The following is an 18,098-nucleotide window of genomic DNA, read 5'->3' on the forward strand; positions in this document are numbered from 1 at the left end:
CTCTTCGGCGTATCGTCCTAGCAGCTTCCCCTGCCACTGAATCACAGCGCGCTCCCCACTCGGTACACAGGGTCAACAATTAATGGCTCTTGTGACTCAAGTCACAGAAGAACGTGAACAATTGAGAGGGAGTTTCTGTGTTTTTCCTGTGTTTTACGGAACGCGGGGTTTGTGGGTCGGCATTGCGGGCTTCCGACTTCCGCCGCCGGTCCTAGGACCCCGCTCGGCCGGAGGTCCGATGCGCGCCGCCGGAGGACGACACTAGCGTTCCAGTTGTGCTGAACACCTGGCCCACCGTGCCCCCGACCGCCGCTCCCGCCCCCGTTGGGCATGCTGAGGGGGTGAGCAACGACGAGTTCCGTGCCGCCATGTCCCGGCTGGCCGACGGCGTGGTCCTGGTGACCGCGCTGGAGCCGCCGCTCGACCCCGACGACCCCGGGGCCCCGCGCGGCGAGGACGTCGGCATGACGGCGACAGCCTTCCTGTCGGTCTCCCTGGACCCACCGCTGGTCCTGGTCAGCGTGCGCGAGGGCTCCCGCATGGACGACCTGCTCGACGAGCAGCCCCTTTGGGCGGTGTCGGTGCTGTCCGAGAGCCAGCGGCACATCGCCGGCCGCTTCGCCATGAAGGGCCGCGTCAGCGACCGGCTGCTGTTCGCCGACATCCCCTGCGAGCGCGGCGAGATCAGCGGCGCACCCCTGGTGAGCGGCGCCCTGGCGACCCTGGAGTGCCGCACCGAGCAGCGGGTGACCGCCGGGGACCACACGCTGGTGATCGGCCGCGTACTGACGGCCCGCGTGCCGAGTGCCGAGGGAGGGCCGCTGGTGTATTTCCGGGGCCGCTACCGGCATTTGGCGTGAGGGGAGTCGAAGGAGGGCAGTTGACGTGCGGGCGGCGGCTTTCGATCGGAAATCCCTTGGCCCCGGCTCGAGTTCGCCGCCTAACGTGCGCGCATGACCCATCCGGAGTCCGCCTCGAAGAAATCAGCCCCGGAATTTCGAGGCCGCCACCGGCATACCCGTCCGGTCCGCACCGATCAGGAACACGCCGCCTCCCCCGTGACGCGGTCCCTCGCCGAGGCCTATGCGCATACCTCAGGGGTCTGCGGTGGCGTGAATGGGCGCTGAGGCGCCTTCGACGGGCCGGCCATCAGGTCCAGTCGCGCCCCGACCGGCCCCGCTTCGTGTCCGAGCGCTGCTTCTTCTCGCGCAGCCGGCGCTCGTTGATCCCGCGTGGGATACGGGTGGCCCGGCGCGGCTTGGGCGGCGGGGCGGTCGCCTCCGCGAGGAGGGCGGCCAGGCGGACGGCGGCGGTCTCACGGTTGCGCCACTGGGACCGGTGCTCGGAGGCACGGACGCTGACGACGCCGTCGACGAGGCGTCCGGCCAGCCGCTCCAGCGCCCGCTGCTTCCAGACGTCGGGCAGCGCCTCGGTCGCCGCCAGGTCGAAACGCAGCTCGACCTGCGAGTCCGAGGTGTTCACATGCTGGCCGCCCGGCCCGGACGACCGCGAGAAACGCCACAGGAGCTCGGCCTCGGGCAGGGAGACGGAGCCGCGGATCAGGTACGGACCGGACATGCCGTCCATGTTCCCCGGTCTGTCCGGTCCACGTCACCCGAATATCCGAGGTAAAGAAAGTAAAGAGCCTGGAACCCACGGCGCCCCTCGCTGCGTTCATAGGGGTAGCTGTAGCTTCATGCCGTACTGCGCTACTGCCGTACGTAAACGAGGGAAAGGACTCCCGAACCATGGCTGTAAGCCTGTCCAAGGGTGGCAACGTCTCGCTCACCAAGGAGGCTCCGGGCCTGACCGCTGTCACCGTGGGCCTCGGCTGGGACGTCCGCACGACCACCGGTACGGACTTCGACCTCGACGCCTCCGCGATCGCGGTCAACACGCAGGGCAAGGTCTACTCCGACGCCCACTTCGTCTTCTTCAACAACAAGCAGACCCCGGACAACACGATCGTCCACACCGGTGACAACCGCACCGGCGAGGGCGCCGGCGACGACGAGGCGATCAACGTCAACCTCGCCGGCCTCCCCGCGGACATCGACAAGATCGTCTTCCCGGTCTCCATCTACGACGCCGAGAACCGTTCGCAGAACTTCGGCCAGGTCCGCAACGCCTACATCCGCATCATCAACCAGGCCGGCGGCGCCGAGATCGCCCGTTACGACCTGTCGGAGGACGCGGCCACCGAGACCGCCATGGTCTTCGGCGAGCTCTACCGCAACGGCGCCGAGTGGAAGTTCCGCGCAGTCGGCCAGGGCTACGCCTCCGGCCTCGTCGGCATCGCCCAGGACTTCGGCGTGAACGTCTGAGCGACGGTGCGGGTTTGAGCAAGCCCATGCTCTGACGGAGCCCCCGGCAGCGAAAACGCGCCGGGGGCTCCGCCGTGCCCGCGATAGGTTGCCGGGCGGGATCCTCACGCCGCTCCCGTCCCCCGTCCCGGCGGGCCTCCTCGCCGAACTCACCGCGCTGTACGCCTCCCAGCGCGAGTTCCACGCCCGCAGCGGTGACTTCCCGGACCCGGACGACATCCGGCCGGAGCAGGTGGCGGCCGCGCTGGAGGGGGAGTTGGCACATCCGGACGCGGAGGTGCTGCTCGCGCACGACGCGGGGCGGCTCGTGGGGATCGCCGTCACCCTCGCCCACCACCCCGATGCGACATCTCCGTCCGCCAGCACGAGCACATCCACGTCACCCACGGCCCCCGTCGCGAACCCACCGGCCCCGCCGTGGCCGCACACGCCGCGGAAGGCATCCTCGCCTGGCGCTGGTGGAGCCGCGAGGAACTCATCGCGGAGGCGGAGCCGGTGTGGCCGCCCGAACTGGGCCGGCGCCTCGACGAACTGGGCGAGGTCCGACCGGACGGTCCCTAGGGGCCGGTCCGGCGGATCAGGTCGCAGGAAGGCAGCGGTGACTCATCGACCCAGGTGAGCGGGGTCGTGGGGGTCCCCCCGCGCGAGCGAAGCCGAGCGTGGGGGAGTCGGCAACCGACGACAACGCCGCAGGTGGGCGGGCCAGACCCCGCGTCTGCGGCATGATCCGCCGGATGGCGGTGGGCGGCGGCCCAGCCCTGGACGATGTCGTAGAAGGCGTCGTCGCCGACCGTCTGCCGGATCTTGTGGATGACCATGGCACCGCGCCAGTAGACGGGCTTGTCGGAGATGTGCGCGGCACTCGACGGCTTCGCGGGTGGGAACGCCCAGATCTCCTTGTTGGCCTTCGCGTTGTCGAAGTAGTCGCCCCGGTAGAGCGCGTCGAAGATGTCCTGCGTGCTGTCGCCTCCGTTGTCCTCCTGCCACAGCCACTCGGCGTAGGTGGCGAACCCCTCGTTGAGCCACATGTCCCGCCAGCTCTTCGGCGTGACCGAGTCGCCGAACCACTGGTGGACGAGTTCGTGGACGAGGGTCTCGGTGTCGGGAGCGCCGGTGAAGACGGGCCGGTTCTGGGTCTCCAGGTCGTACCCGGCGTCGTCCTCGCGGTCGACGACGGCGCCGGTGGAGGAGAAGGGGTAGGGCCCGAAGTTGTACGTGGCCCACTCCATGATCTCGGGGATCTTCGCCAGCACCTTGCGGCTCGCATCCGCCTGCTCGGGGTCGACGGCCGTGTACACGGGCAGCTCGTCCTCGCCGATGGTGGTGGTGCTGATGTCGTAGTGGCCGATGGCGAGCATGGCGACGTAGCTCGCCATCGGCTCGGCGGTGTGCCAGGTGAAGGTCGTCCGCCCGCCGCTGGTCCTGCGGCTCCTCAGCTCCCCGTTGGACACCGCCTCCAGGCCCTTCGGCACGGTGACGGCGATGTCGTACGACGCCTTGTCGGAGGGGTGGTGGTTGCCCGGGAACCACGCCATCGACCCCGTCGGCTCCCCCAGCGCCAGCGCCCCGTCGGCGGTGCGCAGCCAGCCCTCCTCGGAGTGGTCCGGGTCGGTGATCGTCACCGGGGTGCCGGAGTAGCGGACCTTCACCCGGAACGTGTCCCCCTCCGCGAGCTCGTCGCGCGGGCGGACGGTCAGCTCCTGCCCGCTGCGGCCGCCCCGGGCGTCCTTGCCCTCCACGGTGACCGACTCGACGTCCAGGCCCTTGAGGTCGAGGTCGAACGCGGAGAGGTCCTTGGTCGCGCGGGCCGTGATGCCGGCCGTGCCGGAGAGGTGGTGCCGGTCCGGGTCGTAGGCGAGCTTCAGGTCGTAGTGCGTGACGTCGTAGCCGCCGTTGCCCGCCTTGGGGAAGTACGGGTCACCGACGCCGGAGCCGCCCGCGGTGCCCTCGACGCCGCCGCCGCTGCCGCCACCGCTGCACGCGGTGAGGGCCAGGGCGAGCAGGACGCAGGAGGCCAGGGCGGGGGCACGGCGCGCGGATCGGGACATGATCGGGATCCTACGGGGCGGATCATCACCATGTGGGCGGAACGTGATCCTCTGGTCATGGATCGTGACCGCAGGGATCCTGATCGCGGGAATCGTGATCGCGGGAATCGTGATCGCGGGAATCGTGATCGCGGGAATCGTGATCGCGGGGACCGCATACGCAGGGACCCTGATCGTGGCTCCGCCAGGGCGTGGCACCATCACTCACGTGCTCGACATCGGCTACGCCCTCTCCAACCGCTTCCCCGACCCGCCGCAGACGGACTACCGCCGCGCGGACGTCCGCGCCCTGCGCCACGACCTGTTCTGCGGTGACGTCTACCTCGCCGACACGAAGGCGGACCGGGAGTTGTCCACAGCCTGGGGATGGGTGCCGGTGCTCGACTTCGCCTGGGCCCTCTGCGACATCGCGGAACGCCTGGACCAGGACCCGGCGGGCTCCCGCGCCGCCCGCCCGCAGCACGCGGAGCTGGACTTCACCGAGTCCACCGACCGGCTCCTCTTCGAGCGCCGCTTCGGCTGGGTCGACATCGAGTCCGACTGGATGCCGGCGGAGGAACCCCCGCTGACCTTCTCCCACTCCGAACTCCGCCGCGAGGCCCGCGACTTCCTCCACGACCTCATCGCCGACCTCGTCGACCTGCACGAGGACCTGGCCGACAACCCGGCCGTCTGGACCCTCCAGGCCCGCTTCCCGAGGGTTGCCTAGCGCCTCGGCGGCGCCCTTTCGGCGCCCCTGCTCCCGGGCCTTCAGCCCTCCACCCGGATCCCCATCTCCGCCGCCAGCACCGGCGCCAGATCAAGCAGCTGCGACGGGCTGATCACCGCCCCCGCGAGGCGCCCCACGCCCCGTGCGACCTCCAGTGAAGCCGCTCTTCGCAGGTCCACGTCGGTCAGGGTGGCCGCGCTGAAGTCCGCCGCCTTGAGGGTGCAGTCAACGAACTCGACGCGCTCCAGCCGGGCCCCGCCGAAGTCCGGCTCGACGAGGACGCAGCTCTCGAAGACGACGTCCCGGAGCTTGGCTCTGCGGAAGTTGAGATAGTCGATCTTTCCGCCACGCACGAGGACCCGTTCCAGAACGGCGCCGTGCAACTGGGTCCCGCCCAGGCGGGCGTCGAGCAGCTCGACGTCACGCAGGGTCGCCTCGGCGAGGTCCGTACCGACGCCCCGTATGCCGGAGAGGACGCAGTCCAGGACGCGGGCGTGACGCAACCGGGTCTCGTCCAGCGCGCACCCCGTCAACGCGCAGTCCATGAACCGGGCGCCCCCGCCGTCCTGCCCGGCCAGATCCGCCTCACGGAACTCCAGCCCGTCGTAATCCCCGTCGGGTTCGAGCCCCCCGCCGAACACCTCCAGCCGCGGCAGCCGCACCTCCGGCCGTCGCGCACCCTTCGGGCCGGTCCCGCCGGCCGCCGCTCGCCTCGCCATGCCCCCATGCTGCACCCCACCACTGACAATCGCGGTGACCTGCCAAACCGCCCATCAGCAGGCCCACGAGCCGACCCCCATGTCACATTCCGGCCCCTCCCGGTGTCGTACTCACAGCAGGCGCTCCGAAGACCGAAGAGGACCGGACCGAAGAGGACCGGACCGAAGAGGGCCGGACCGAAGAGGGCCGGACCGAAGAGGACCAGGCCGAGCCCTGAAGTCGAACTGCGCGCGCTCACCCAAGCCGCCGCCCACCACGCCCTGGAAACCCGCGCCACGACCGGAAAGGTGGTACTGGAGCCATGACCAGGCACAAGACACGTGGGGATGCAATACGCACCGATTCATGGTCTTCTGGCCGGATGAGTGTCGCCCGAACAGGTGAACCCGGACCGGCAACCGACACCGACCCCCGCCGCTGGTGGGGCCTGGTCGTCATCGCGCTCGCCCAGCTGATGGTCGTCCTGGACGCCACCATCGTGAACATCGCGCTCCCCTCCGCACAGCGCGACCTGGGCATGTCCGACGGCAACCGGCAATGGGTCATCACCGCCTACACCCTCGCCTTCGGCGGACTGCTCCTCCTCGGCGGACGCATCGCCGACGTCGTCGGCCGCAAACGCACCTTCATCATCGGCCTCATCGGCTTCGCCGCCGCCTCCGCACTGGGCGGCGCCGCCACTACCGCCGGCCTGCTCTTCGGCGCCCGCGCCCTCCAGGGCGTCTTCGCCGCCGTCCTCGCACCCTCCGCGCTCAGCCTGCTCACCACCACGTTCACCGACCCCAAGGAACGCGGAAAGGCCTTCGGCATCTACGGCGCCCTCGCCGGCAGCGGCTCCGCCATCGGTTTCATGGTCGGCGGCCTGCTCACCGAGTACCTCAACTGGCGCTGGTGCCTCTACGTCAACGTCCCCATCGCCATCGCCGCCGTCTTCGGCGCCTTCGCCCTCCTCCACGACAGCCCCGGCCACGCCGGCGCCCGCCTCGATGTCCCCGGCGTGCTCCTGGGCTGCGGGGGCCTCGTCGCGATCGTCTACGGCTTCAGCGAGGCGGAACCCCGCGGCTGGACCGACCCCCTCGTCCTGGGCCTGTTCGCCGTCGGCGTCCTCCTCCTCACGGCGTTCGTCTGGTGGCAACGCAGGGCACCGGTCCCCCTGCTCCCCCTCCACATCGTCAAGGACCGCAACCGCGCCGGCTGCTTCCTGACCATGGGCCTCGCCGTCATCGGCATGTTCGGCCTGTTCCTCTTCATGACCTACTACCTCCAGGTCATCCTCGGCTACTCGCCGGTCAAGACAGGCCTCGCCTTCCTCCCCCTCACCGCGGCCATCATCATCGGCTCCACCCAGATCTCCGCGCGGCTCCTGCAACGGGTCGCACCCCGCATGCTGATGGTGCCCGGCATGGTCCTCGCCGCGGGCGGCATGCTCATCCTCACCCAGATGACGGTCGACTCGTCGTACACCACCGAGATCCTCCCCGCCCTGCTCCTCATGGGCCTCGGCATGGGCCTCACCTTCATGCCCGTCTTCGCCACGGCCACCGCCGGAGTCGCACCCCAGGACTCCGGCGTCACCTCCGCGACCGTCAACACCTCACAGCAGGTGGGCGGTTCCATCGGTACGGCACTGCTGAACACCATCGCCACCACCAGCAGCACCGCCTACATCACCGCCCACCTCCACGACCCCGCCCAAAAAGCCCTCGTCACCCGCGAGGGCATCGTGCACGGCTACACCGTCGCCATCGCCTGGGCCGCCGGCATCATGCTCCTCGCCGGCCTCGTCGCGGGCCTCATGGTCACCGTCAAACCCCCGAAACAGGGAGCAGCGACGGAGACGGCGGTACCGGAGTCGGTGGCCTGAACGCGGTCTGAACCGGACCGGCCGGCGCGCTCGCCTACCCCTGCGCCCCCAGCCGCGCCAACGCCTCGTCCGTCAGCCGGTACACCGTCCACTCGTCCTGCGGAAGGGCGCCCAGCGACTCGTAGAAGCCGATGGCCGGGCGGTTCCAGTTCAGCACCGCCCACTCCAGCCGCTCGTAGCCACGCTCCACGCAGATGCGGGCGAGCTCCGTCAGCAGATCCTTGCCGTGGCCGCCACCCCGGGCCTCGGGGCGGACGTAGAGGTCCTCCAGGTATATGCCGTGCACGCCGCGCCACGTGGAGAAGTTGAGGAACCACAGGGCGAAGCCCACGGGCTCCCCGGTGGAGTCGTCGACGGCGATGTGCGCGTAGGCGGCCGGGCAGTCACCGAAGAGCGCCGCATGAAGCTGCTCCGGGGTCGCCCTCGCCTCGTGCGGGACCTTCTCGTACTCGGCGAGTTCCCGGATGAGGGCATGGATGACGGGGACGTCGGCGGGGGACGCGGTGCGGATCATGTCCAGGAGACTAGGACACCCACTTAGGCCGCGCTGCGCCCCGCCGCAGCCGGCGGACGATCTCCAGCTGCTCCTCGTCCAGTTCGCGGCCGTCCTCGATGTCCCAGAGGCAGTTCTGCAACAGCCGGCCGAGCGTCCAGGCCCGCGCGCGCTCCCAGTCCAGGGCGAGTACGTCGGTCATGGCGTCGAAGCGCCAGAGGACGTCGTCGGCGTCGAAACGGTTGGCCAGCGCGGGCCACAGTTCGAAACCGGGGTCCCCGGCGAGCGGCTTGGGGTCGATGGCGATCCAAGGGGCCCGGGCGGAGGCCAGCACGTTCTCGTCGTGGAGATCCCAGTGCAGCAGCCGGTCACCGGGCTCACCGACGACCTCCCGCACGGCGGCCGCGCAGTCGGCGATCAGAGCGCGGGCCTCCGGATCGGCGACCCCGTCGAGAGCCGCCGGCGTCCGCTCCAGCATCCCGCGTGCGATGTCGCCGAGGCGGCGCATGCCCGGCGGAGCCGGGAAGGACGTCAGGTGGGCCAGCAGCCGGGCGATGATGAGAACGCCCTCGTGCACGTCGGGCCCATGAGCCAGCATCCGGGTCTCGTCAAGGCGTTCGAGGAGCATGGTCCCCGTCGGCTCGTCGTGCCGCAGCAGCCGCACGGCCCCGTCGCCGTCCCACACCCGCAACGCGACCGGCTCCCCCTCAGTCTCCTCGTCGAGCAACTGCAGCTTGAGCGCGGCCCGGGTGCCGTCGACAGCGACGACCGGCAGCACCAGCGCCGACACACCGTGCATCGCGGCACCGTCCGCTCTCAGCTCCCACCGGTCGAGGAACCCGGCCACCAGCCCCGGCAGCCCCGCGACGAAGGCGCGCCCCGCCGAGCCGTTGTACTTCTCCTGCGCCTCCGCCAGCCCACCCGGAATGTCGATCACGCGACGGACGTTACTTGCGTGCTTGAATCCTCCCCTCCCTGAAGGGAGGGGATTCCTGGCTCAGGCCGCCTCCCGGAGCAGCGCTCCGGGAGGTCTTCCGCCATCGGCACCAGCCGGGTTGAGACCAGCCCGGAGGAGCATCACGCGTGCGGAGTTCTTGTCCCGTGGGGACACGGCTCCGCACGCGTCGCAGGTGTAGGTGCGCTCACCCAGCGGCAGTGCATGCTTGGCTCTTGTCATGCAGCTGGCGCAGTCCATCGTGGTGTGCGCGGGGTGGACCAGGCGGACGTCCCGCCCGTGCTTGCGGCCCATCTCCAGCAGAGCGGCCTTGGTGGCGCCGATGGCAGCGTCCCCGGTCTTGCGGGCCATCGTGGTCCTGGCGAGGAACTTCGGACGGAAGTCCTCCACCGCGACGGCGTCGTGGTCACGGACCACCTTCTTGGCCCACTTACGGCCGGTGTCCTGGCGCTGCCGGGCGATCTTCTTGTACGCCTTGGCCCGCAGCTTCTTCGCCTCGCGGTAGCCCTTCGATGCGGGCTGGCCCTTGGTCGGCCTGCGGCGGGCCATCATCCGGTCATAGCGGGTCAGCTTCTTGCTTGCCTTCCTGCCGTGCTGGGCGTGGGGCAGGTCGTGGGCGTCGGAGGTGGTGGTCGCGGTCTGCTTCACGCCCCAGTCGACACCGAGCACCCGTCCGGTGCCAGGCAGCGGCTGCACCTCGGCGGGCACGACGAAGGAGCCGTACCAGTGCCCCAGGCTGTCCCGGTACACACGCACCGAGGACGGCTCAGCCGGAAGCTCCCGCGACCACACCACCCCCACCACGACCCCGCCCGCCAGATGCAACCGGCCGTCCTTCAACCGGAATCCACGCTTGGTGTAGTTCAGGGACGGCAGCGCCTCACGCTTCTTCTTGTGCACGGGCATCCCCGCCCGGCGTGACATGGGCAGGCGCTCTTTGATGTCCTTGTGCGCCTTGGCGCGGGACAGGCCGAAGTTGCGGATGACCTGCTGCTGGACAACCGAGGAGCCTTCCCGCAGCCACGGAATGGTCTTCCGGGCCTCGGTCAGCATCCGGTCGAGCTGCGCCGGGCCGCACGTCCGCTTCTCCCCCGTCGCCCGGTTGTGCGCGTGCACAGCCCCGGACTTGGCGACACACTCATTCCACAGCCACCGGCACCGGTCCCACTCCGCCACGAGCGCCGTGCGAGCGGTGGACGACACGCGCAGTCGGTAGGTGTAGCGGGCATGCCCGGCTGCCTCCACCTGCACCATCCCGCCCCCTCCCGCAACGACAAGGCGTCCCGAACCCTGCAGAGGACCATACGTACGATCACCGCACGCACGTCCCCCGATCCCGCAGCCACCATCCCGACCAGCGACAACCCGCACACGCGTTCGCACCACGCACGGAAGCATCGGTCAGCGATCCGGGCGCTCCGCGCCCTGAACCGGATACGGCGACGCTCCGCGTCGCAGCACCCGGATGCGATTCCTCCCCGGCGTGAACGCCGGGGCATCCTCACAAGAAACAGGTGAATCGCCTCATGCGAATTTCCGGGGGCCTGTACCGAGCCGCGGCGTACGTCCGCGGCGCCCCCGGGACGTACGTGTGGCTGGGCATGCTGTTCGTGACCACCGTGGCCGTGCACCACATGTCTCCCGAGTTCGAGCAGCAGTTCCTGCGGGAGCGGTCGACGAACATCAGCGGCCTCTCGGAGAACCCGCTCCGGGTGCTGTTCGCCAGCGCGATGCTCATCGACGGCGGCATCTGGCTGCCCTACCTGCTGCTCTACACCCTCTTCCACGCCCCGGCCGAGCGCTGGCTGGGCACCGTCCGCTGGCTCGTGGTGTGCCTGGCCGCGCACGTACTGGCGACACTGATCAGCGAGGGCGCGGTACTGATGGCGATCTGGGAGGGACGGGCGCCGTTCTCGTCGGTCGACGCCCTCGACATCGGGGTCAGTTACGCCCTCGCCGGGGTCATGGGCGTCCTGACCTACCGCATCGCCATGCCATGGCGGCCGGCCTACCTCGGAATCGTGACCGCCGTGTACGCGGTACCACTGGCGACGGGCGGCGACTTCACCGACTTCGGGCACTGCATCGCGCTGCTGATCGGCCTGGCCTGCCATCCGCTGACGCGGGGCCGCGGAGAACCGTGGAACCCGATGGAGACACTGCGGGCGCACAGGCGCTGACGGCGAGAGGGAACCGCCCCGACGGCGAGCAAAACCCGTCGCCGCCCCCGCACCCCCTCCGGCACCCTCCCCCCATGCCCTTCACCCCCGGCCTCGAACTCTCCCGCCGCTTCTACCTCGAAGCCGTACGCCCCCTCCTCCACCAAGCCCTCCCCCACACCCCCCACTCCGCCGCCCGCCTCGGCACCGGCTCCGAAGTACTCGGCTACGACACCCCCCGCTCCGCCGACCACGAATGGGGCCCGCGTCTCCAGCTCTACCTCGGCGCGGCGGACGCCCGCGAGCACGCGGGCCGGCTGAACACCGTCCTCTCCGAACGCCTCCCGAAGACCTTCCTCGGCCACCCGACACACTTCGCCCCCACCGGCGAGGACCCCGGCAAGGACATCCGCGTCATGACGCCGACGGACGGACCGGTCCACCACCGCGTCGAGATCACCGACGTGACCTCATGGTTCACGGCTCAGCTCGGCTTCGACCCGACGGCCGCAATCACCCCGGACAACTGGCTCACCACCCCCACCCAACGCCTGGCCGAGCTGACCTCGGGCGCGGTCTTCCACGACGGCCTCGGCACCCTCACCGCCCTCCGCGCCACCCTGCGCTGGTACCCGCACGACGTCTGGCTCCGGATCCTCGCCCGCCACTGGCGACGCGTCTCGGAGGAGGAGGCCTTCGTCGGCCGCTGCGGTGAGGTCGGCGACGAACTGGGCTCCGCGGTGGTCGCCGCCCGCCTGATCCGGGACCTGATGCGGCTGTGCCTGCTGATGGACCGCCGCTACCCGCCGTACAGCAAGTGGCTGGGCACCGCCTTCTCCCGGACGGCGACGGGCCGCCGCCTCACGCCGGTGCTCGCGTCGGCCCTGGCGGCTACGGACTGGCGGACGCGGGAGCGGCATCTCGCGGAGGCGTACGAGGCAGTGGGCGCGCTGCACAACCGGCTCGGGCTGACGGTGCCGGTCGACCCGAGTACACGGCCGTATCACAGCAGGCCGTTTCGGGTGTTGGGAGCGGAGCGGTTCGCCGAGGCGCTGTCGGCAGCAATGAAAAAGCCCAGGTCAGATGAGTGACCTGGGCCTTGCGGAGCCCCCTGTCGGATTCGAACCGACGACCTACGCATTACAAGTGCGTTGCTCTGGCCAGCTGAGCTAAGGAGGCCTGCACGTGCGTGCCCGTGCAGTGTACCCAGGTCGCGGGGGAGCCCCGTCGAAAATTTCCGCGAAGTTCACAGGACCTCAGGTGCTGACAGGCGGGCAAACGCCAGGTACCGTCCTGACCCAGTTCACGCGTGTGGACTACACCACGGCGGGCTGTCCGCCGAGGCTCACCACCTTCCTACAACGGATCGTCCGGCACGTTCCTGCCGGTAGAAGGGGGCCCATTCACCATGGCCACTGTCTCGTTCGACAAGGCGACCCGGGTTTACCCGGGTTCCACGAAGCCCGCCGTAGACGCGCTCGACATCGAGATCGAGGACGGGGAGTTCCTCGTTCTGGTCGGCCCGTCCGGCTGCGGTAAGTCCACCTCGCTCCGCATGCTCGCCGGGCTCGAGGACGTGAACGCCGGCGCGATCCGCATCGGTGACCGTGACGTCACGCACCTGCCGCCGAAGGACCGGGACATCGCCATGGTGTTCCAGAACTACGCGCTCTACCCGCACATGACCGTCGCCGACAACATGGGCTTCGCCCTCAAGATCGCCGGCGTGAACAAGGCGGAGATCCGGCAGAAGGTCGAGGAGGCCGCGAAGATCCTCGACCTGACCGAGTACCTGGACCGCAAGCCGAAGGCGCTCTCCGGTGGTCAGCGTCAGCGTGTCGCCATGGGTCGCGCGATCGTGCGTGAGCCGCAGGTGTTCCTCATGGACGAGCCGCTGTCCAACCTGGACGCCAAGCTCCGTGTCTCCACGCGTACGCAGATCGCGTCGCTGCAGCGCCGTCTCGGCATCACCACCGTCTACGTCACCCACGACCAGGTCGAGGCGATGACGATGGGCGACCGTGTGGCGGTCCTCAAGGACGGTCTGCTCCAGCAGATCGACACCCCGCGCAACATGTACGACAAGCCCGCGAACCTCTTCGTCGCCGGCTTCATCGGTTCGCCGGCCATGAACCTGGTCGAGGTCCCGATCGCCGACGGTGGCGTGAAGTTCGGCAAGTCGGTCGTGCCGGTCCAGCGTGACGCGATCAGCGCGGCCACCGACAAGACCGTGACCGTGGGTGTCCGTCCCGAGCACTTCGACGTGGCCGGCCCCGACGCCGAGCTGGGCCTCCCGATCACCGTGAACGTGGTCGAGGAGCTCGGTGCCGACGCGTACGTCTACGGCACCGCGAAGGTCGGCGACGACGCCAAGGACCTCGTCGTCCGTGTCTCCGGCCGTGATGTGCCGGAGAAGGGCAGCACGCTGCACGTCGTCCCGCGCGCGGGTGAGACCCACGTGTTCTCGACGTCCACGGGTGCGCGTCTCTCCGACTGAGAGCGCCTCTGAGTGACAGGTTGACGAGAAAGAGGCCCCGCAGGCTGCTGCGGGGCCTCTTTCTCGTTGTCGACAAATACCCCGGCATACCGGTCATTTCGATCAGCGAGCGTCAACCCTATACCCAGAAAGAGGCATACCTTCATCACCCATACCGGTGACTGAATGTCTTTGAAACACTACTGGGCGCTACCCTCACACGCGTGAAGCACTCCGTGAAGCACTCCACCACTCAGCTGCCGCGACGCGGCCGGGGCCCCGCCCGCCGGATCGGCCGCTCCCTCGCCCTCGTCCTGCCCGTCGTCCTGGTGCTCTCGGGGACCCTCGCGGTCACCCGGGTCAACTGGTCGGGGACCCCCTCGGACTCGGTGCTCACCGCCTCCGACGTCTCCGCCCCCGACCGCACCTCCCACTCCGCCCCGCGCGCGCCGGAGGACGTGCTGCGCGACCAACTCCTGACGGAGCTCCAGGAGAAGGACCCGGGCGTCGCCCTGACCCACCTCCAGGAGACGGTGAACGGGCGGCCGTCGCTGGCCGAGCACTGTGTCTCCATCGCCCGTGCCCTGGGCCGTGCCGCGGTCCGTGTGTACGGGCCGACGCGCGCGCAGTCGTTCGCCCGGCCGGTGTGCGACACGTCCTTCGCCTCCGGGGTGCTGGCCGCGCACAGCTGATCGCGCGCACATCCGAGTACGAGCACAGACGAAGTCCGGGGCGGGGCGCCACGTACAGTTCGGTCATGACCGATCCGCACGTGGCGTCCCGCCCCACGCAAGCCGTGATCCTGGCCGGTGGCCAGGGGTCCCGACTGCGTCCCTACACCGACGACCGGCCCAAGCCGATGGTCGAGATCCCCGGCACGGGGACGCCGATCATCGGTCACCAGATCACCTGGCTCGCCGACGAGGGCGTCACCGACGTAGTGGTCTCCTGCGGCCACCTCGCCGACGTTCTGCAGCAGTGGCTGGAGTCGGCCGAACTGCCCGTGAAGGTCACGACGGTCGTCGAGACCGAGCCGCTGGGCCGGGGCGGCGGCCTGAAGTACGCGGCCGCGCGTCTGCCCCACCCCGAGCGGTCCTGGTACGCCACGAACGGCGACATCTGGACCCGTTTCTCGCTGCGCGACATGGCGGACTTCCACACCGAGCGCGACGCGGTCGCGACCCTCGCGTTGGCGCGGCCGCGCATTCCCTGGGGGGCGGTGAAGACGGACGGCTTCGGCCACATCACTGACTTCATCGAGGCACCGCCGTCCCAGTTCGAGATCAACGCGGGTGTGTATGTGTTCTCCCCCGAGTTCGCGGGGCTGCTGCCGCAGCGGGGGGACCATGAGCGGACGACGTTCCCGCATCTGGCCCGTGAGCGGCGGTTGGCCGGCTTCACGATTCCGCAGGGGGCGTATTGGCGGGCGATCGATACGGCGAAGGATCTGACGGAGGCGGCGAAGGAGTTGGCGGCGTTGCGGTGAGCCTGTGTCTCACGCGCCCGTACGACGAGAGGGCCCCGCACGTCCTCCGTGCGGGGCCCTCTCGTCATATGGCCGTGTTCAGCCGGTGGGCGTGGCCAAGAGGTCGCCCACCGGCTCGCTTACCCCAACAGGCCTCCTACCAGGCCCGGTTGGCCGGTGGAGGAGCTGCCGCCGGTGTTGCCGCCCGAGGTGCCGCCGCCGGTGGCCGTGCCGCCGGAGGTGGGGCCGGAGGTGGTGCTGGGGGCCTGGCCGGCGGGGGTGGTGTGCTGGGGCGGGGCCTGGCCGGCGGTGCCCTGGGTCTGGCTCGGGGAGCCGCCGGTGGCGGTGCCGGTGTCGCGGGTGGCACCGGGGGTGGTGGCGGCGCCGGACGGGGTGGAGCCCGCGGTGGCGCCCTGGGTGGGTGAGGTGGACGCGGACGGGCTCTGGCGCTGCTCGCGCTCCGCGGGGTCCTGCGGGAGCGGGGAGCCGGGCTGTTCGTTGCGGGGGGCCTCACCGGGGCCGGGGACGACGACACGGTCGGCGTCGCGGACGGCGCCGCCGAGGAGGGAGCCGACGAGGAGGGTGAGGCCGGTGACGACGGTGGTGATGAGGGCGCCGCGGCGCAGGACGTAGCGGCGGAGCTCCCAGAGGTCGGAGCGGGGGCCGAGGCGACGCCAGGCGCCACCGGCGAGGCGACCGTCGATGGAGTAGACGGGGGCGCCGGCGATGATCAGGGGCGACCAGGCGGCGAGGTAGATGATGTCGGGGGTCTCGTAGACCGGGACGGTCTTCCAGCTGACGGTGAGGATGAGCGCGGCGGAGAGTGCGGCGCCGAAGGCGGCGGCGACGCGCTGCCAGCAGCCGAGGACGGTGAGGACACCGACGACGACCTGGAGGAAGGCGATGACGAGGCCCGAGCCGACGGGGTGGTGGAGGGCGAACTGGCGGAGTGGCTCGGCGACTTCCCAGGGGTGGAGCGTGTTGAGCCACTTGACCATGGAGCCGCGCTTGCCGCCGTCGAAGTAGACGGGGTCGCAGAGCTTGCCCATGCCGGCGTAGATGGAGATGAAGCCCAGCAGGACACGCAGAGGGAGGAGGACGACGCCGAGGTTCATGCGGCGGCCGGGGAAGTAGGCGTGCCGGGCCGGGTCGTCGGTCTGGCGCCTGCTGTGGGACCGCGGGCGGTGGTCCGCCTCGTCGATGTCCTCGTCGGTGTCCGCGTAGGCGTCGAACTGGGAGGAGTCGTAGGCGGGTTCGTCGTAGGCGCTGTCGACGGTGCGCATGTTCGGCAGGAGGGGGGCGCCCCCGGAGCCGTAGGTGCGCTGGGCACCGACGACGGGGGTCTCGACGGTCTGGTCGAGGCGGTCGTAGCCGTCGTCGGGATAGCCGCCGCCGGTGCCGACGCGGGGGATGACCTGGGTCGCGCCGGCGTCGCCGGTGGGCTGGTCGTGGCTGACGCTGCCGGCCCGCACGGCTTGGAGCAGCCGGTGCGCGCCGGTGTCGTCGGGGGCGGACCGGCCGCTCCAGACGACGGGCCGACGGCGCGCGCCGCCGGCCGTGCCGGCTCTGCTCGCCGTGCCGACGGCGGGCATGCGGGCGGTGTCCTCGGTGGCGCTCAGGTGCCGTGCGATCCGCTGGGACGGGCCACCGCGTCGGGTCGATGCGCCCAACTGCACGCGGAAACTCGCGTGATTGACGATGACCTGCGCCGGATCGCTCGGCACCTTCACCATGCTCAGCGCGGGAGCGTCGTCGAATCCCGACGAGCGGTCCCCCGTGGGTGTGCGGGGTGTTCTGGTGTCCACACTCATCTAACCGAGTGACGTGTCGTTAGGACACTGTCCTTGACCCGGCGGATCTGTCCGGACCCCGTCAAGGTTGCCCTCCTCGCCGGAGTTGCACCGTTCGGGTGAATCGGCGGACGTGTGTTCAGCTCCGTCGGCGAGAGGCCTCGTACAGCACGATCCCCGCCGCCACACCGGCGTTGAGGGACTCGGCGCCGCCCGGCATCGGGATGCGCACGCGGTGGTCGCAGGTTTCGCCGACGAGGCGGGACAGGCCCTTGCCCTCGCTGCCGACGACGATGACGACAGGGCCCTCCAGGGCCTCCAGGTCGCCGAGTTCGGCCTCTCCGTCGGCGGCGAGTCCCACGACGGTGACGCCGGCCTTCTGGTAGGCCTCCAGCGCGCGGGTGAGGTTGGTGGCGCGGGCGACGGGCGTCCGGGCGGCCGTGCCGGCGGACGTCTTCCAGGCTCCGGCGGTCATGCCGGCGGCGCGCCGCTCGGGCACGAGCACGCCGTGGCCGCCGAAGGCGGACACGGAGCGGACGACGGCGCCGAGGTTGCGCGGGTCGGTCACGCCGTCGAGGGCGACGATGAGCGCGTCGGCGCCCTCGTCGTGGGCCGCGTCGAGGAGGTCCTCGGGGTGGGCGTACTCGTAGGGCGGGACCTGCAGGACGAGGCCTTGGTGGTTGAGCCCGTTGGTCATGCGGTCGAGTTCGGGGCGGGGCGCCTCCATGAGGTTGATGCCCCCGCGGTCGGCCGCGAGCTGGAGCGCCTCGCGGACGCGCTCGTCGTTGTCGATGAACTGCTGGACGTAGAGCGTGGAGGCGGGCACGCCCTCGCGCAGCGCCTCGACGACCGGGTTGCGGCCGACGACGAGTTCGGAGGTGGACCTGCCGCCTCGGCCGCGCGGTGCGGGGCGGCGGGCGGTCTGCTTCGCCTTGGCGCCGGCGATGCGATTCTTCTTGTGTCCCTTGCGCATCTCGGCGGGGGGCGTGGGGCCCTTGCCCTCCAGGCCCCGGCGTCGCTGGCCGCCGCTGCCGACCTGCGCGCCCTTCTTGCCGGACATGCGACGGTTGTTCGCGGCCATGACCTACCTGTCTC

The 18,098-nt window shown here is 70.4% G+C and carries 17 protein-coding genes, 1 tRNA gene and 1 pseudogene; 10 read left to right on the top strand and 9 right to left on the bottom strand.

What is annotated here, in order from left to right; genetic code table 11:
- Positions 1-275: 275 nt before the first annotated feature.
- Positions 276-860 carry a flavin reductase family protein gene (locus IG99_RS04855; RefSeq protein ID WP_107055826.1) on the top strand — a complete coding sequence of 195 codons (585 nt, stop codon included), beginning with the start codon at positions 276-278 and terminating at the stop codon, positions 858-860.
- 289 nt (positions 861-1,149) lie between these two features.
- Here the strand turns inward: IG99_RS04855 and arfB are convergent, their stop codons facing one another.
- The gene (arfB, locus tag IG99_RS04860) at positions 1,150-1,587 is read right to left on the bottom strand and encodes an alternative ribosome rescue aminoacyl-tRNA hydrolase ArfB (protein WP_037670123.1); all 438 of its coding nucleotides are present in this window, start codon (positions 1,585-1,587) and stop codon (positions 1,150-1,152) included.
- Positions 1,588-1,748: 161 nt separating this feature from the next.
- Here arfB and IG99_RS04865 point away from each other — a divergent pair, with 161 nt between their 5' ends.
- On the top strand, positions 1,749-2,324 hold the full coding sequence (locus IG99_RS04865) for a TerD family protein (protein ID WP_037670126.1): 576 nt from the start codon (positions 1,749-1,751) through the stop codon (positions 2,322-2,324).
- Between the two features lie 88 nt (positions 2,325-2,412).
- Positions 2,413-2,885 (top strand): annotated as a pseudogene (locus IG99_RS45045) (NUDIX hydrolase).
- On the opposite strand, the gene IG99_RS04870 reads toward IG99_RS45045, so the two are convergent.
- A complete protein-coding gene (locus IG99_RS04870) occupies positions 2,882-4,372 on the bottom strand; it encodes a M1 family metallopeptidase (protein WP_078947531.1) in 1,491 nt (496 codons plus the stop codon). The pseudogene IG99_RS45045 and the gene IG99_RS04870 overlap by 4 nt on opposite strands.
- Before the next feature lie 208 nt (positions 4,373-4,580).
- Here IG99_RS04870 and IG99_RS04875 point away from each other — a divergent pair, with 208 nt between their 5' ends.
- Entirely contained in the window at positions 4,581-5,081 is a 501-nt protein-coding gene (locus IG99_RS04875; protein WP_037670255.1) for a hypothetical protein, read from the top strand.
- Between the two features lie 41 nt (positions 5,082-5,122).
- On the opposite strand, the gene IG99_RS04880 is transcribed toward IG99_RS04875, so the two are convergent.
- Positions 5,123-5,800, bottom strand: a complete 678-nt coding sequence (locus IG99_RS04880; protein ID WP_051864925.1) for a pentapeptide repeat-containing protein — start codon at positions 5,798-5,800, stop codon at positions 5,123-5,125.
- 362 nt (positions 5,801-6,162) lie between these two features.
- On the opposite strand from IG99_RS04880, the gene IG99_RS04885 reads away from it, so the two are divergent.
- The gene (locus IG99_RS04885) at positions 6,163-7,665 is read left to right on the top strand and encodes an MFS transporter (RefSeq protein WP_037670129.1); all 1,503 of its coding nucleotides are present in this window, start codon (positions 6,163-6,165) and stop codon (positions 7,663-7,665) included.
- Positions 7,666-7,699: 34 nt separating this feature from the next.
- On the opposite strand, the gene IG99_RS04890 is transcribed toward IG99_RS04885, so the two are convergent.
- From IG99_RS04890 to IG99_RS04900, 3 genes are read right to left on the bottom strand one after another with little or no spacing between them, the layout of a single operon-like run.
- On the bottom strand, positions 7,700-8,179 hold the full coding sequence (locus tag IG99_RS04890) for a GNAT family N-acetyltransferase (protein WP_037670131.1): 480 nt from the start codon (positions 8,177-8,179) through the stop codon (positions 7,700-7,702).
- Positions 8,180-8,189: 10 nt separating this feature from the next.
- On the bottom strand, positions 8,190-9,095 hold the full coding sequence (locus tag IG99_RS04895) for an aminoglycoside phosphotransferase family protein (protein WP_037670133.1): 906 nt from the start codon (positions 9,093-9,095) through the stop codon (positions 8,190-8,192).
- Between the two features lie 60 nt (positions 9,096-9,155).
- Entirely contained in the window at positions 9,156-10,367 is a 1,212-nt protein-coding gene (locus tag IG99_RS04900; RefSeq protein ID WP_037670134.1) for an RNA-guided endonuclease InsQ/TnpB family protein, read from the bottom strand.
- A gap of 272 nt (positions 10,368-10,639) precedes the next feature.
- Between IG99_RS04900 and IG99_RS04905 the strand changes: the two genes are divergently transcribed.
- Both IG99_RS04905 and IG99_RS04910 read left to right on the top strand, forming a co-directional pair.
- On the top strand, positions 10,640-11,293 hold the full coding sequence (locus IG99_RS04905) for a rhomboid-like protein (RefSeq protein WP_199815451.1): 654 nt from the start codon (positions 10,640-10,642) through the stop codon (positions 11,291-11,293).
- A 74-nt stretch (positions 11,294-11,367) separates the two neighbouring features.
- Positions 11,368-12,363 (top strand): DUF4037 domain-containing protein, encoded by a 996-nt coding sequence (locus IG99_RS04910; protein WP_037670135.1) that lies wholly within the window; start codon positions 11,368-11,370, stop codon positions 12,361-12,363.
- 14 nt (positions 12,364-12,377) lie between these two features.
- Here IG99_RS04910 and IG99_RS04915 read toward each other — a convergent pair.
- Positions 12,378-12,451 (bottom strand) — tRNA-Thr (locus tag IG99_RS04915).
- A gap of 229 nt (positions 12,452-12,680) precedes the next feature.
- Here IG99_RS04915 and IG99_RS04920 point away from each other — a divergent pair.
- The 3 genes from IG99_RS04920 to IG99_RS04930 all read left to right on the top strand — a co-directional run bounded on the left by IG99_RS04920 (position 12,681) and on the right by IG99_RS04930 (position 15,234).
- Positions 12,681-13,769 (top strand): ABC transporter ATP-binding protein, encoded by a 1,089-nt coding sequence (locus IG99_RS04920; RefSeq protein WP_037670136.1) that lies wholly within the window; start codon positions 12,681-12,683, stop codon positions 13,767-13,769.
- A 215-nt stretch (positions 13,770-13,984) separates the two neighbouring features.
- Entirely contained in the window at positions 13,985-14,440 is a 456-nt protein-coding gene (locus IG99_RS04925) for a hypothetical protein (RefSeq protein WP_037670259.1), read from the top strand.
- Positions 14,441-14,505: 65 nt separating this feature from the next.
- Positions 14,506-15,234 (top strand): nucleotidyltransferase family protein, encoded by a 729-nt coding sequence (locus IG99_RS04930; RefSeq protein WP_037670138.1) that lies wholly within the window; start codon positions 14,506-14,508, stop codon positions 15,232-15,234.
- Between the two features lie 119 nt (positions 15,235-15,353).
- Here the strand turns inward: IG99_RS04930 and IG99_RS04935 are convergent, their stop codons facing one another.
- Together IG99_RS04935 and rlmB are read right to left on the bottom strand one after the other, a co-directional pair.
- A complete protein-coding gene (locus tag IG99_RS04935; RefSeq protein ID WP_037670141.1) occupies positions 15,354-17,024 on the bottom strand; it encodes a DoxX family membrane protein in 1,671 nt (556 codons plus the stop codon).
- Between the two features lie 118 nt (positions 17,025-17,142).
- Complete coding sequence (gene rlmB, locus IG99_RS04940; RefSeq protein WP_037670143.1) at positions 17,143-18,084, bottom strand: 23S rRNA (guanosine(2251)-2'-O)-methyltransferase RlmB; 942 nt, start codon at positions 18,082-18,084, stop codon at positions 17,143-17,145.
- Positions 18,085-18,098: the final 14 nt, after the last annotated feature.

The organism is Streptomyces griseus subsp. griseus (assembly GCF_000720255.1).
GTDB classification, from domain to species: domain Bacteria; phylum Actinomycetota; class Actinomycetes; order Streptomycetales; family Streptomycetaceae; genus Streptomyces; species Streptomyces griseus_I.